Source organism: Acinetobacter sp. FY683 (assembly GCF_059515885.1).
Window position 1 is genome coordinate 67,693 of sequence record NZ_JCAKNA010000002.1, and the last position, 13,479, is coordinate 81,171.

At 36.1% G+C, this 13,479-nt stretch carries 11 protein-coding genes; 5 read left to right on the forward strand and 6 right to left on the reverse strand.

Annotated elements, in window-relative coordinates:
• Window positions 1-69: 69 nt before the first annotated feature.
• The 3 genes from AC5YDH_RS01345 to dapE all read left to right on the forward strand — a co-directional run bounded on the left by AC5YDH_RS01345 (window position 70) and on the right by dapE (window position 2,448).
• Window positions 70-924, forward strand: a complete 855-nt coding sequence (locus tag AC5YDH_RS01345) for a DUF1853 family protein (RefSeq protein ID WP_496116470.1) — start codon at window positions 70-72, stop codon at window positions 922-924.
• Window positions 925-1,045: 121 nt separating this feature from the next.
• Window positions 1,046-1,195, forward strand: coding sequence for an entericidin A/B family lipoprotein (locus AC5YDH_RS01350; protein ID WP_496116471.1), 150 nt, complete (start codon window positions 1,046-1,048; stop codon window positions 1,193-1,195).
• A gap of 116 nt (window positions 1,196-1,311) precedes the next feature.
• Entirely contained in the window at window positions 1,312-2,448 is a 1,137-nt protein-coding gene (gene dapE, locus AC5YDH_RS01355; protein WP_496116597.1) for a succinyl-diaminopimelate desuccinylase, read from the forward strand.
• A 109-nt stretch (window positions 2,449-2,557) separates the two neighbouring features.
• On the opposite strand, the gene AC5YDH_RS01360 is transcribed toward dapE, so the two are convergent.
• The 6 genes from AC5YDH_RS01360 to pilG form a co-directional block, all read right to left on the reverse strand.
• On the reverse strand, window positions 2,558-3,022 hold the full coding sequence (locus tag AC5YDH_RS01360; RefSeq protein WP_496116472.1) for a hypothetical protein: 465 nt from the start codon (window positions 3,020-3,022) through the stop codon (window positions 2,558-2,560).
• A 4-nt stretch (window positions 3,023-3,026) separates the two neighbouring features.
• Entirely contained in the window at window positions 3,027-7,805 is a 4,779-nt protein-coding gene (locus AC5YDH_RS01365) for a hybrid sensor histidine kinase/response regulator (protein ID WP_496116473.1), read from the reverse strand.
• Window positions 7,806-7,959: 154 nt separating this feature from the next.
• On the reverse strand, window positions 7,960-10,029 hold the full coding sequence (locus tag AC5YDH_RS01370; protein WP_496116475.1) for a methyl-accepting chemotaxis protein: 2,070 nt from the start codon (window positions 10,027-10,029) through the stop codon (window positions 7,960-7,962).
• Between the two features lie 61 nt (window positions 10,030-10,090).
• Window positions 10,091-10,621 carry a chemotaxis protein CheW gene (locus AC5YDH_RS01375; protein ID WP_496116477.1) on the reverse strand — a complete coding sequence of 177 codons (531 nt, stop codon included), beginning with the start codon at window positions 10,619-10,621 and terminating at the stop codon, window positions 10,091-10,093.
• Between the two features lie 3 nt (window positions 10,622-10,624).
• Window positions 10,625-10,993 carry a response regulator gene (locus AC5YDH_RS01380; RefSeq protein ID WP_496116478.1) on the reverse strand — a complete coding sequence of 123 codons (369 nt, stop codon included), beginning with the start codon at window positions 10,991-10,993 and terminating at the stop codon, window positions 10,625-10,627.
• 27 nt (window positions 10,994-11,020) lie between these two features.
• On the reverse strand, window positions 11,021-11,404 hold the full coding sequence (gene pilG, locus AC5YDH_RS01385; protein ID WP_154772849.1) for a twitching motility response regulator PilG: 384 nt from the start codon (window positions 11,402-11,404) through the stop codon (window positions 11,021-11,023).
• A gap of 272 nt (window positions 11,405-11,676) precedes the next feature.
• On the opposite strand from pilG, the gene AC5YDH_RS01390 reads away from it, so the two are divergent.
• Both AC5YDH_RS01390 and AC5YDH_RS01395 read left to right on the forward strand, forming a co-directional pair.
• Window positions 11,677-12,321, forward strand: a complete 645-nt coding sequence (locus AC5YDH_RS01390) for a hypothetical protein (protein WP_496116480.1) — start codon at window positions 11,677-11,679, stop codon at window positions 12,319-12,321.
• Between the two features lie 38 nt (window positions 12,322-12,359).
• Window positions 12,360-13,478, forward strand: a complete 1,119-nt coding sequence (locus AC5YDH_RS01395; protein ID WP_496116481.1) for an efflux RND transporter periplasmic adaptor subunit — start codon at window positions 12,360-12,362, stop codon at window positions 13,476-13,478.
• Window position 13,479 lies beyond the last annotated feature (1 nt).

A 13,479-nucleotide genomic window follows, 5' to 3' on the forward strand; every position in this document is an offset into this window, starting at 1 on the left:
ATTTTTGTAGTATAAGTTGTTTTAAATGATTATCTGTTGCATTTCTTCACTTTTTAGCTTGGATTTAACATGCCTCACGCTCCAACAGCATTAATGCTAGAACCTTGGCTAAAATATAAAACTCCAGCTGTCCGTCATCTTGCATTTGCACTTGCAAGTCCAAATATTTTGTCTAACATCCCTTCCGACTTAACCATTCATCATTCCTTTGACTTACATTCAGATGAACATTGGCATTGTCACTATAAAAACTATGAAAATCGTTTACATGAACTTGATTTAGACAGTACAGAACTTGATAGATTTCTAGCAAAACTCAAAAGTACACGTTTAGGTTTACGCTTTGAAATGCTTTTTTGGTTTTGGTTACTTGATGCCAAATATCACCATTACACACTTTTAGATCACAGCATTCAAATTATTGATGGTCCAAGAACCATTGGTGAACTCGACTTTTTAATTTTTAACAATAAAGAAAATCGAATTGAACATTGGGAAGTTGCTCTTAAATATTATCTAGCAGAAAAAGATTTATCCCTACCTTTTTGGTATGGCTTAAACAGAAGTGATACTTTTGCACGTAAACTCAATCACTTTACTCAAAAGCAATTTCAATTTAGTCATGCTTTAAATCATAAAATTTCACATAAATTTGCTGTGATGAAAGGTCAATTATTTTTACCCGATCAACCAATAAACATTAAACAACCTAGCTGGATTAATAAAAATAGACGTCTTGGCACTTGGGGGACAGCCATTAAAAATCCGCTTCAAGAATATTATCGCTTAAGCCGCCAAGAATGGATTTGTCCACATATCAATCCAAGTAGTCAAACTGCAATATGGTGGACGGATGGCTTATATTATCAACCCGAATTGCAGAATTATTACATGTATAGAAATTCAAATTTACTAAACCGTTAGGCGACTAAAAAACAAGCTACAATTACTTACGTAAGCACCATAAAAAATCAACAATACTTTTCAGTTTATTTTTTAATCTAAAAAGGTAATAAAAATTTAACCTGAACGTATGGAACTCATTATGAAAAAAATTATTGTTGCATCAATTGCACTTGCTTTTGTATTAACTGGTTGTAATACCGTAAAAGGTGTTGGTGAAGATGTTTCTAAAGTCGGTGGTGCTGTTACTAATACGGCTGAAAAGACTTCAGAAAGTATTAGTAGAAAATAATTCCTTATTTTTAGTTATAGAGCCCTATCTTTGATAGGGTTTTTTATTTTTTAAAACTCCCTTTATGCTCAACTTTCGCCTATTATAGGGTGACTTTTTTGATGTGTTTTTATGGTATGACTCAGTCTGAAACTCTTGATCTTAGCTTACAATTATTACGCCAACCTTCGGTAACTCCCATTGATCATACTTGCCAAGACATTATGGCAAAACGCTTAGAAAAAATTGGTTTCAATATTGAAAACATGCGTTTTGATGATGTAGATAACCTTTGGGCACGTAAAGGCACTGAATCACCTGTATTTTGTTTTGCTGGTCATACCGATGTTGTTCCTACGGGTAGCTTAGATGCATGGAATTCAGATCCTTTTGCACCTGAAATCCGCGATGGAAAATTATATGGTCGTGGTAGTGCAGATATGAAAACTGCACTTGCTGCAATGGTCGTAGCATCTGAGCGCTTTGTCAAAAAACATCCTAATCACAAAGGTTCAATTGCATTTTTAATTACTTCTGATGAGGAAGGTCCTTCAATTAACGGAACTGTTAAAGTTATTGAAACCTTAGAAGCACGTAATGAAAAAATGACATGGTGCTTAGTGGGCGAGCCTTCAAGCACAAATAAGCTTGGCGATATTGTTAAAAATGGTCGTCGTGGTTCTTTAAATGCCAATGTAACAGTAAAAGGAAAACAAGGTCACGTTGCTTACCCTCACCTTGCGATTAACCCAATTCACACTGCATCTAAAGCTATTTCAGAGTTGTGCGAAACAGTTTGGGATAATGGTAATGAATATTTCCCTGCAACAACATTCCAAATTTCGAATATTAATGCTGGTACGGGCGCAACTAATGTTGTACCCGGCACAATGAACATGTTGATTAACTGGCGCTATTCAACTGAAGTTACTGCTGAAGAATTACAAGCACGCACTTTAGAAATTTTAGACCGTAATAATGTTGACTATGATATTTCTTGGACACTTTCAGGTTTACCATTCTTGACGCCTGTTGGTGAACTCGTGAATGCTGCCAAAACTGCTATTTTAAATGTAACTGGTGTAGAAACTGAGCTTTCTACAAGCGGTGGTACTTCTGATGGTCGCTTTATTGCACCTACAGGCGCACAAGTGCTCGAATTAGGCGTTTTGAATGCAACTATTCATCAGATTAACGAACATGTTAATGTTGACGATTTAGAGCCTCTTGCTGAGATTTACGAACAAATTTTAGAAAACTTACTGGCTTCATGATTTATTGCAGATAAGATAAATTAAAAGTCTAAAATAAAAAAGGAACTCTCTAGAGTTCCTTTTTTTTTGAATTGCATCAAACTTGTTATATTTGAGATTTAGCAAAAAGTTACTTAATACCCAATGCATTTTGAATATTTGCCATATTGGGAATATGGTAAATTTCATCTCCCTTTTTCACATATTGGAAAATCGTAGCATCTAAATTCTCATGCTGTTCATCATCAACAACTTCAGAAATACGTAAGCGAACTGTTTTTGGCATTTCATTACACATCAAGGCAAAGCGCTGATCAACATCATCACCTTCAATAATCAGAGCAACACCTAAAACCGTATCTGGATTACAAACAGAAAATACAGGTAAGTTAAGCTCATGCCAATCTACAGTCTTTACTTTCGTTGGACTATCGAGTGCTGAAAGAACAATGTTTTGTGGAATCAACATTGGAGATTTATTGTGACACTGAACAATATAAGCATCAATAAAACCTGTTGAAACAGTAATTAAATGATGTAGCTCTTGCTGACTAATTTGATCAATCAGTGATGAGTTTTCTAAATTCTGACTCATTCAATCACCCCTGCTTTGCTGCCAATAAAGTTTCAATGTTCTCAAGTAGTTCTGCTTCTTGGAATGGTTTACCCATATAGTTTGATACACCTAAACTATATGCACGCTCACGGTGTTTTTCACCTGTACGTGATGTAATCATAATAATAGGCAAGGCTTGATGCAGATCATGATGTCGTACATGCGTAGTCACTTCAAAACCATCCATACGAGGCATTTCGATATCAAGCAACATTAAATCTGGTTTCACATTTTCAAGCTGCTCAACAGCATCTACACCATCTTTTGCTGTTACAACATCGTAACCTTGACGCTCTAATAGACGTGTTGTTACTTTACGTACAGTTACGGAGTCATCGACAATCATAATTAAACGACGTTCATCATTACGCTGAATGTCACGCTGTTTCGTACTTACATGTTGACGCTTAGTTGCTTGTACCTGACGCGCAATGCTTTGACTATCTAAAATTAGACAAACATGACCATCACCCATAATGGTTGCACCTGCAATGGCACCCACTTTAGAGAACTGCTGACCAATTGGTTTCACTACAATTTGGTTGCGAGAACCAATAAGTTGATCTACTAACAATCCAACCGTTTGCCCTGCACTACCTTTAATTAAAATAACAGGAAGTGAATGACCAACATTATTTAAACGTGGTACAGGCTGATTACTAATAAACTCTGAAATATAACGTAACTTATAGCTTTCATTGTCAATTTTGAAGTAATCATCTTTACTATTGAAGTAGGTTTCAAGCGCTGCTGGTGCAATTCGAACAATACGTTCAATTTGTGCCAGTGGTAATGCAAATTGTTGATCACCCGCTTTCACCATGAGGGCATCACTTACTGCTACCGTAGTGGGTACACGAATACTGAATGACGTTCCTTTACCTAAAGTTGAGTCTACTGTGACATGACCACCAAGTGCTTTAATACCACTTTGTACAATGTCTAGACCAACCCCACGCCCTGAAATTTGTGTCACTTCTTTGGCTGTACTGAAACCTGGATGGAAAATAAACTGTAAAATTTCTTGTTTATCTAACTCTTGTTCTGGAGTAATCAAACCAAGTTTTAAAGCTTTTTCTTTAATGATTTGATCATCAATACCTTTACCATCATCGCTAAACGTCACAACCACATCAGTTCCCTGACGGCTAATGTTTAACTCCACTAAACCTATTTCAGGCTTTTTAGCAGCCAATCGCACTTCTGGACTTTCAATACCATGGTCAATAGCATTACGAAGCATATGCTCGAATGGTGTAACTAAGCGCTCTAGTGTCGTACGGTCTAATTCACCTTCAGTATTGTGAACCACAAGCTCTGTTGGACGGTTTAATGAAGATGCTGTTTGACGTACAAGACGTTGTAAACGTGGTAATAACCGTGAAAATGGTACCAACCGTGTACGCATCAAACTTTCTTGAATTTCAGATTGGATGCGAGATTGTTGTAATAACAAACCTTCTGCACCACGGATTTTATCTGACAAGGTGTTTTTAAAATCGACCAAATCGGAAGTAGATTCGGCAAGAGATTTCGACAATTGGTTTAAAGATGAATATTGATCCATCTCCAATGGGTCGAAATCTTCATAGCGAGAGTTCTCACTACCATGCTTGGCAAGAATTTGTGATTCAAGCTCACCTTCCATTCGACGTAACTGATCAGCTAAACGCTGAATCGCTTGCTCCATCTCATACAAAGTACCGTTGAATTGCCCCAATTCCATTTCAATACGTGAACGGTTAATCGAGTTTTCACCAGATAAATCAATCATCTTCTCAACTAAGTCAGCCGAGATACGAATCATTTCATTGCTGTTATCTACTTGATTAAGATCATCCCACTCACCTAGCATTGCAGGAGGCTCTGTACCATCACCTTGAATAAACTCAAAGTTTGCAGTGCTATCTACAATATCTAATTGAGCAACACTTTCAGGTAATTGTGCAGAGACATTTACATATTCAATTGCGGTTAAACTTGCATTTAAGCCATCAAAATTTGTGTAATCTCGATGGAAAATTGCCTGTTTTAACCAAGTTACCGTTGTAAATAATAAGCTGTCGTATGCATTTGAGTTGAATTGATGGAAGGCAAATTGCTCAAATGTATTTTCAAGTTGATAAGTAATTGCAGCCACAGGCTCTAAATCAATCATACGTGCACCGCCTTTTAAGCTATGTGCTGCACGTTGTAATTGAAGTAAAACGCTACGACTACTTCGGTTTTCAATCCATTGATGAATCAAGCTTTCCGTAGTTTCTAAGAGCTCTTCTGCTTCTTCAAGGAAAGACTCCTCAGCAATTTCATGTAAACTTTGCTCTTCTGTATTTACTTTCGTTTGTTCCGAATTTTCAAACTCTACATTCAAACTTTCATTTTGAGTTTCAGCAATAGGCTCGAAAGCTTCATTCATATCAAACGAAAGTGTATCGTCAGATTTGAATGTTAATGTATGGCTATCGACCTGACTCGTATCAGCTTCTGCAAATGCCGTTTCAACATGATCTTGAACAGATTCTACTTCAAGATTTGTAGGAACATGCGTTTCAACAACTTCTGCATGAACAATCTCTTGACCTTGTGTAATCGCCACAATATTTTGAAGAATATCGACTGTTTCTGTTGCTGGATAATCAATTGCTTCTTCACGAATCGCTTGAATACGGTCGGAAACATCATCCTGAACTAAACGAATAACACTAATTAATGCGGCTGATGCTTCAAATTGTTTATTGATTAATCGTTCATAAATACTTTCTAAATTATGGGTAATTAAACCAATATTCTTTGCAGAAATCATATTTGCACCACCTTTCAAGGTATGCAAATAGCGCATTAAATTCGTTAAAGATGTTTTATTCTCATGATCTTTAGTCCAAGAATCGACTTCTTCATCAATAGATCCTAAAAGCTCATCTGCTTCCTCAAGGAAAATATCGAGCAGATCTAAATCAAAATCACGATTTGTTAGATCAGAATCAACAGCCAATCGATCGGATGCAATACGCTGTGATAATTGAGCTAAATTTAAAACTGAACCTTGCTCTGTACTTTGCTCTTTAGACGTTTCAACAACTGTTGTATCTAAATCTGCAAGTGTATTTGCGGCTTCAAAATTAAGTATATGTGTTTCGTCAATATCTACTAATGGCTTCTCAGGTGATAAAACTTCCGTAGTTGAATCAACTAAACCAATCGAATTTTCACTAAACTCAAACTCAGTAGATTTTTGCTCTTCAACAATGATTGGCTGAATATCTTGCTGAACAAATGCCGATAAATTTTGTAATGCATACAAATCATCTGCTGTTAGAACAACACGTTGACTTGATGCCAAACTATCGAATAAATAAATTAATTTTTGATGAATCGTATTAAATACATCATACGCATAATCTGAATTTAATAGTTGTGGCTTTTCTAGAAGTACATCATAAGCAGCTTTCAATTCTTTGGTTAAATGATGAATACTTTCAGCCGCTTTAACTTGTGTTCCATCTACCAAAATTTGTGCTTGAGCACTTAATTCACGTAAATATTGCTCATCACTTGCCAATTGATCGAATTCAAATTCTGCATCAAGTAAACGATCAATATTCAAATCCATTAACTTAGTGACAATACCTTGTGTATTTTCACTTTCTTCAGCACGCTTTTCCTCAAATTCATACTGACTCCAGCTTTCTATAAAACTGTCAAATAGCGATTGTAATTCATTACAAGGTGCTGACTTTTTAAGTTGATCTAGATAGTTTTGAATAAAGTCTGAATATTGAATAAGTGCCGATATTTCTTGGTCTGTAACGTCTAAACCATCTTCTAGTAAAGACTTTATAAGGTGTTCTACTTTCGTACTGGCATCAAACACATGGTTTAAATTCACCATGGTTGAACTGCCGCGTAATGTATGTATTGCACGAATTAAATTGTTGTAATCTTTTTCAGTCGCATGTTCATTCGTTAAGAAACTATTGATAACGCCTAAATGCTCTCCAGCTTCTTCAATAAAAATTTCAACTGTTTCTTCAAGTAATTCTTTTTCTTCATTTTCCAAACTGAATGTGTCTGTACTTTCTAGAGCTTCGTCAACTTGAACTTGTGGTTTAATATCAAAGTCCATAGCCTCTATTGTTTCTGAAACAAGGTTATTTTCAACCAAAGTTGCTTGAGAAACTGGCTCAACGATTTCAAAATTCTCAATTTCTAAAGCACTAGCCACAGCAACATCAGCTGTAAACTCAAGCCCTGTTACAGTATCTTCGGAATCTAGAGTTTTCGCTAATAACAATAGTTCTTCTAGCGCTGGCTCAAGACTTTGCTGTTGTTGCAAATATTGTCCCATTAATACAAATGGTCTTAAATCTATTTGAGTTGCTTGTACATTTTTAAATAATGGGTAAAGCTTAAATTTATAAATTTTATAAACAGTCGCAACAAATTGCTCTATTTGCGTTGTTGGTTCAATTGCACCTGCTAAAACGCGATTTAAAAGATCTTCAACCGCCCATGCAACTTCACCAGCAGAGCGCGCCCCCACCATTCTCCCCGAACCTTTTAAGGTGTGGAAATGGCGACGAATTGTCTTTAGCACTTCATTATCTGCTGAATTAGCCAACCACAATTCAAGCAACGGATCTAATTCTTCGAAGATTTCTTCAATTTCTTCAACAAAAATTTCTAGAATTTCTTCATCTTGCTCAAGATAACTATCTTCAGGAAGCGTTGTAGATTCAACTAAATTTTTTAATATTTCTTTCATAGCTAAGGCTTCTTACGTTATCCGCACCGAAAGGCACTTAAACTGAATCTGGAATAAAGATGCAGCACCCTTTTAGATAAATGCATCGTTACAAATTTCTGAATGGGTGTATCCATTTCTAAAAATCGATACACCGTCCCCAAGCTGTTAAGCCTTATTCAGGTAATTTAAAGTCAGTTACAGATTCACGTAATGATTCTGCCATACCTGCAAGCTCAGATACCGAACGTGCCGTATCAAATGTAGCACCTGTTGTTTGCGATGTAATTTCCTGTACAACGTTCATCGTTGTTGCAATATGACTTGCAGACGCAGACTGAAGTTTTGCTGCATCGGAAATACTTGCAATAAGTTTTGCCAAACTATTCGATACGGTTTGAATTTCATCCAAGGCAACACCCGCATCCTTAGATAAGTTCGCACCACGTACAACCTCCGAAGTCGTTTGTTCCATTGAAATAACGGCTTCGTTTGTATCTGTTTGAATGGTTTTAACAAGTGTTTCAATCTGTTTAGTCGCAGATGCTGAACGTTCAGCTAGACGCTGTACTTCGTCGGCAACCACGGCGAAACCACGACCAGCCTCACCTGCCATAGACGCTTGAATTGCTGCGTTCAATGCCAAGATGTTCGTTTGGTCGGCAATATCGTTAATCAGGGCAACAATGTTACCAATTTCTTGTGAAGACTCACCCAAACGCTTAATACGTTTAGACGTTTCTTGAATCTGTTCACGAATGATATCCATACCATCGATAGAACGGTTTACAACTTCCGCACCGTTAGATGCAATTTGTACTGAACGTTCTGCAACCAAAGCAGATTCTTCTGCGTTCGATGATACTTGGTCAATTGACAGTGCCATTTCGTTAATTGCGGCAGATGCACCTGCAATTTCTTGCACCTGATGCTCAGAAGCTTCTGCTAACTGGTTCGTAATGCCCTGTGTGTTCGCAGTATATTGTGCAATTTCTTGTGATGTGTCGTTAATACGCGATACAAGGTCACGTAATTGGTCAATCGCGAAGTTAATGGAATCGGCAATTGCACCTGTAAAATCTTCAGATACTGTTGCATATGAACGTAAATCACCATCTGCCAAATCGGCAATCTCATCAAGTAAACGTAAAATTGCGTTTTGGTTACGATCATATTCGTCTTGTAAGCGTGTAACGCGTTGTTTATCTGAATCACCACGAAGTGTCAATAATTTATAAACAACAACTAAGAATGCAACAAGTGCCAAAATCAATACAATTGCAGGAACAACAATATATAAGCCTGAACCACTTGAAATTTGATTTAAATTTTTCAATAGCTCATCTGATTTAGCAAAAATTTCAGAAGATGCTTTACGAACTTGTACAATTTGGTTTGAGTTTTTTAATACAACAGCTGCAGCAGACTTCAATACATTATTATAGTCTGTTTCAATACTTTCTAATGATGCACGTAAATCAGGTTCTGAAATACGTTGTACACCTAGCTCTGCACTACCATTTAACTGTGCTTTTAAATATGAACCGAATGTTTCTGTATCCACACTAAAGTCATCGGCAGTTTCACGAGAGTTTTCGACACCAACCAATACCGAACTAATAGAACGTAAAATACGTTCTGCAAGAAATACCTGGTTCTTCGCAATAATAACCTGACTACTTGGTAAGTTTTGACGTGCCATTTGGTCAACCATCAAGTTATATTCCGCCTGAATACCCGGAATAGCTTCACCAATAGCAATGTTTGTGTCATATAAGGTGTTAATGAATTTTTGTTGTGAAACAATTAAGTCAATGTTTCTTGAAATTTTAGCCCAATCAGTTTCTACAGCTTCAAGTTCTGCAGAATATGAATGACCACTTTTTACAACTTCTAAATTACGATTAAATTCAGACTGTAATGTTTTTAATTTATCAATAGATTCTTTTGTACCAGATGCTGTTGCTTCTGTTGCCTGACGAGATACTGTTTGAGATAACAAACGTAAATCACCCAAACTTTGAGTTAAGTTATTTGAATGAGGTACTGTATAGAACAGGGATAAAAGACTAAGTGTTGCAATAACGAGAGCAATAGCCGCAGCTAAAAGTAACGGTTTAGATTTATCTGTATCACCAAATACACGTGCATACTGATCAATTTGCGGTTGAAGTTTTTTTGCCAATGCCGATTCTTTTTTTGGATTGACTTCGCCCGTTTTTTTCTTTTTAAACTTAAAGCCCATTCAGCTTTCCCCCAAATTACAAACTTTAGCCCTATACAATAAGGTTACGATTATTCATTTTTTAAAAATTCATTGCTGCATTCAAATATTTAGGATTCTTCAACAATTGACTAAATAAGAAAACATTCCACTGCTGATTATGCTGTTGGAAATAACCCTGACAGTATTCTTGTAAATTTTTTTCTAAATTTTGATGTTTAGAGAAAAAACTTTTCTTATTAAAGTGTTGTATTCCTAAAACCTGATCTACAACTAAACCGACATAATGATCGTTATGGCTAATACACATAACCTTTTGAGTACGTGTATTTTGACTTTTATTACCTGAAATATAATGCGCCAAGTCGGAAATTGACAGTAAGCGTCCACGAATATTTGCAAGACCAACTACCCAAGGTTGAGTGTTTGGAACGAGTGTATATTTGGGTGGATAAATAACTTCAGATACTTCCCCTAATGGAGCAACAAAATATTGCCCCATTATTTCAAAAGCAATGCCAGACCATCGGTTTACTTCATTTTCAGTTGAAGCGTAGGTTTTATTCCCACGCTTAGACAACCGAAGTAATTCGATAAATCCATTCGATGCCATATTTTACCCTGCATTGAGTTGTTGTTTAATCACTTCAATTAACTGGTTTTCATCTACTGGTTTTGTTAAATAGTCACTTGCACCTTGGCGCTTGCCCCAAACTCGGTCAGTCGCCTGATCCTTGGTACTCACAATTACAATTGGGATATGCTTTGTTGTATCACCACGAGCAATTTGACGTGTAGCTTGGAAACCATTCACGCCCGGCATGACCACATCCATAAGAACTAAATCTGGTAACTCAGCTTGTGCAACAGTAACACCATCCGCACCGTTTGTAGCCTCTAGAACTTCAAATCCATGCTTAGTTAATATTTCTTTAAAACGAAATGTTTCTGTTGGTGAGTCATCTACAATTAGAATACGAGCCATAATTTTCCCCAATAACAACCATTTATATTATGCAGAAACGTGATTACGAATCGCGTTTAACAATTCATCCTTGCTAAATGGTTTAGTTAAATACTCATCAGAACCTACAACACGACCTTTCGCTTGGTCAAATAAGCCATCTTTACTAGATAACATAATGACTGGAGTATTTTGGTAGTTTTGAGAGTTTTTGATGAGAGCACAAGTTTGATACCCGTCTAAGCGTGGCATCATGATATCAACAAATACAATATCCGGATTCGCATCAGCAATTTTAGACAACGCTTCAAAACCATCTACTGCAGTGACAACTTCATAACCTTCGCGTTGCAATAAAGTTTCTGCAGTACGTCGAATAGTTTTTGAGTCATCAATCACCATAACTTTAAGATTTTGGTGTTTATCGTCCATTTAACTGACCCTTCTCATTTTTGGATAAGCGATTTATTTGTAATTCAATACAGATTGTAGGTATTTTTAACATATCTTCACTTGTACTTTCAATGAACATATTTATTACAAATTTACACTTTTACTAGTAATACACAAACAGCTTCACACTTTATAAGATTCACCGATTTTTTTTTGAGTGATATAAAGTTAATATGGATGAAACTATACTAAAATTAATTCATTATTACTTTAAAATAAGTAATTTAGTCAACTTTATATTGGGGAAAAAGATGAACTGGTATGAGCATAACTTGAATTGGGTAGTTAATCTACACAATCATAAAATCAAAAAAATTATTCTACTAACCGTTCTTAGCTTGTATCCAACTGTAATTTTTGCAAACAATTCAGCAAATGCTGTTTGGTACCGTTATTATGATAATCGTGGGATTGCAAACATAAGTTCAAGTGTTACTCCAGCACACATTCGTCAAGGTTATGAAGCTTTAGATAAAAACATGCAAGTGATCAGAAAAAATCGAGCGTATAATGTCGAGGCAGATTTAAAACAAGCACCTCAACGAGCCGCCCAAGCAAAGCAATTAGAAAATGATCAAAAATTAAAGAAAGCATATAACAACAGCAAAGTAGCCACACAAAAGCGTGATATCGCTCTACAGTCCATTAAAAAACAAATTAGCTTTCAACAATCACAACTCAAACAATTACAAAATGACCGTGTTCAATTTAAACGTGATGAAATGGAATATACCCGCAAAGGAAAAGCTGTTCCTGAACAACTTAAAAATAACCTTACCTACAATCTTAATAACTTAAGCTCGTTAAAAGAAAATATTCAATCATTACAAGTAAGTTACTTAAACACACAGGCTGAGTACGACAAAGTTATTGCACGTCTTAAAGCAATTGAATAAATTGAACTTTCAGGTACATATAGAACAAGGGTTAGTGAATGCAACTTAAAGCAATATGTCTAAAAAAAAATTTATGTACACCTATTCGCATGACCACACTATGTCTATGTCTTGCTTTAAGTGCTTGCAGTAAAAATACACCAACCACAAAAGCCGAAGAAAACAATAAAATTGAATTGATTCAAGCAGATTTAATTCAATTTAAAAATGGCAGCGCCATAGAAAAAACCGCGTTCACAGGTACTATTCGTGCTGTGAATCAAAGTAGCATTCAAGCCCAAGTAACAGCTACAGCTACATCTGTTAATGCTGAAGTTGGTCAAAGTGTGTCAAAAGGACAAATACTGGCTCGCTTAAACAATCAAGACAATGCAGCCCGACTTGCTCAAGCTCAGGCAAACTTCAATTCTGCACAGGCACAAGCCAATCAAGCCCAAAGCATGATGCAACGCAAAAAGCGTTTATTAGATCAGGGGTTTATTTCCAAAGTCGAATATGAACAAAGTGAACTTGATTATAAAAGCCAATTAGAAAATGCACGTGCTCAACAAGCCAATGTCAATATTGCACAAAAAGCCAATCAAGACGGTGTAATCACAAGCCCCATTGACGGCGTCATTACAAAACGTCAAATTGAACCTGGTCAAACTGTTGCAACGGGACAAACTCTTTTTGAAATTGTTGATATCAACAAATTAGAATTGCAAGCTAACGTTCCAAGTGATGCTCAATCAGCATTAAAAATTGGACAAGAGGTTGAATTTAATATTCAAGGTAATGCAAAAAAATTCTCTGCCATAATTTCTCGAATATCCCCTATTGCCAATTTAAATAGCCGCCAAATCGAGTTTTTTGCCAAACCGACTACAGAGATAAACTCTTTAAGTATTGGTGCATTTGTGGATGGAAATATTTTATCCTCTCAACACATTTCAGGACAAATTATTCCTCTTGATAGTATTGTAAATATTACGACTCAACCCTATGTCTGGGTGATCCGTCAAAATAAAATTACCAAAGCAAATATTCAGGTTTTAGAACAACGCTACAGCGATAATTCTGCAATTATTTCTGGCTTAAAAGCTAACGATGTCATTAGCCGAATTAAATTTACAGATCAAGACATTCACAAAGAAGTGATCATCAATAAAAACTAAA

Coding starts and splice junctions, on each gene's coding strand:
- AC5YDH_RS01345 (WP_496116470.1), top strand. CDS start 70: ATGCCTCACGCTCCAACAGCATTAATGCTAGAACCTTGGCTAAAATAT.
- AC5YDH_RS01350 (WP_496116471.1), top strand. CDS start 1,046: ATGAAAAAAATTATTGTTGCATCAATTGCACTTGCTTTTGTATTAACT.
- dapE (WP_496116597.1), top strand. CDS start 1,312: ATGACTCAGTCTGAAACTCTTGATCTTAGCTTACAATTATTACGCCAA.
- AC5YDH_RS01360 (WP_496116472.1), bottom strand. CDS start 3,022: ATGAGTCAGAATTTAGAAAACTCATCACTGATTGATCAAATTAGTCAG.
- AC5YDH_RS01365 (WP_496116473.1), bottom strand. CDS start 7,805: ATGAAAGAAATATTAAAAAATTTAGTTGAATCTACAACGCTTCCTGAA.
- AC5YDH_RS01370 (WP_496116475.1), bottom strand. CDS start 10,029: ATGGGCTTTAAGTTTAAAAAGAAAAAAACGGGCGAAGTCAATCCAAAA.
- AC5YDH_RS01375 (WP_496116477.1), bottom strand. CDS start 10,621: ATGGCATCGAATGGATTTATCGAATTACTTCGGTTGTCTAAGCGTGGG.
- AC5YDH_RS01380 (WP_496116478.1), bottom strand. CDS start 10,993: ATGGCTCGTATTCTAATTGTAGATGACTCACCAACAGAAACATTTCGT.
- pilG (WP_154772849.1), bottom strand. CDS start 11,404: ATGGACGATAAACACCAAAATCTTAAAGTTATGGTGATTGATGACTCA.
- AC5YDH_RS01390 (WP_496116480.1), top strand. CDS start 11,677: ATGAACTGGTATGAGCATAACTTGAATTGGGTAGTTAATCTACACAAT.
- AC5YDH_RS01395 (WP_496116481.1), top strand. CDS start 12,360: ATGCAACTTAAAGCAATATGTCTAAAAAAAAATTTATGTACACCTATT.